Origin of the sequence: Nitratireductor aquibiodomus NL21 = JCM 21793, from assembly GCF_000615975.1 — a bacterium.
GTDB classification, from domain to species: domain Bacteria; phylum Pseudomonadota; class Alphaproteobacteria; order Rhizobiales; family Rhizobiaceae; genus Nitratireductor; species Nitratireductor aquibiodomus.
In genome coordinates, this window is the sequence record NZ_BAMP01000189.1 from 1 (window position 1) to 1029 (window position 1029).

Sequence of the window (1029 nt, forward strand, 5' to 3'; positions counted from 1 at the left end):
CTGCCGGACCCGGCCGAAAAGCGCATGCTCGTCGACGAAGCAGCCGAGCGGCTGGAAATGGCGGAGGCGGCTGCAGTCGAAAACGAGGAGCGTGTCGCCGCCGCCCGCGAGGCCGAACAGGCCGCCCGCCCGCCTCTGCAGGAGGCGCGGGCCGAACTTGGCCGGGTGGAGACGGAAGCGCAGACCCTGCGCAAGATTCTGAATGCTGGAGGAGCGGACTTTTTCCCGGCGGTTCTCGAGCAATTGCGCGTGGAGCGCGGCTTCGAGACGGCGCTGGGTGCCGCTCTCGGTGAAGACCTCGATGTGCCGCTCGACAGTGCCGCACCCGTTTATTGGGGGCCTTCGGAGATAGTTGCGGACGACCCCGCCCTTCCAGAGGGCGTGATGGCGCTTTCCTCTGTGGTGAAAGCGCCCGCGCAGCTTGCGCGTCGTCTGGCGCAGATCGGCATCGTGGACGCCGGGGACGGGCCACGGCTGCAAAAAATGCTGAAGCCCGGTCAGCGGCTGGTGGCGCGCGACGGGGCATTGTGGCGCTGGGACGGATATCGCGCCAGCGCCGACGCGCCTACGGCGGCGGCGCAGAGGCTGGCGCAGAAGAACCGCCTTGCCGAGCTCGATGGAGAGGTAATCGAGGCGACCGCGCGGCTGCGCGCGACAGAAACCGCGCTGGCCGATGCCGAGCAGGGGGTGAAGAGCGCGGTGGAAGCCGAACGCCGCTCCCGCGAGGAAGCGCGCGAAGCGCAGGCCGCGCTTGGTCGGGCGCGCGATGCGCTGGCTGGTGCAGAAAAGGCGGCGGGCGAGCTTTCCAGTCGCCGCGTGAGCCTTGATGAGGCGCGCAGCCGGGTGGTCGAGGATCACGAAGAGGCCGCCGCGGCGACAGTGGCTGCGGAGGAAGCGCTGGAAGCCGCGCCCGATCTGACCGAACTGCAGGCGCAGCTTGAACGGCAGTCCGCCGAGGTTTCCGCCAGACGCGCGGCGGTGGCCGAAGCGCGTGCGGCCTATGAGGGATTGCGGCGCGAGGCGGAAGCG

The 1029-nt window shown here is 70.0% G+C and carries 1 pseudogene; it reads left to right on the forward strand.

Annotated elements, in window-relative coordinates:
- Nucleotides 1–1029, forward strand: a pseudogene (locus JCM21793_RS29620) (chromosome segregation protein SMC); the annotation flags it as partial.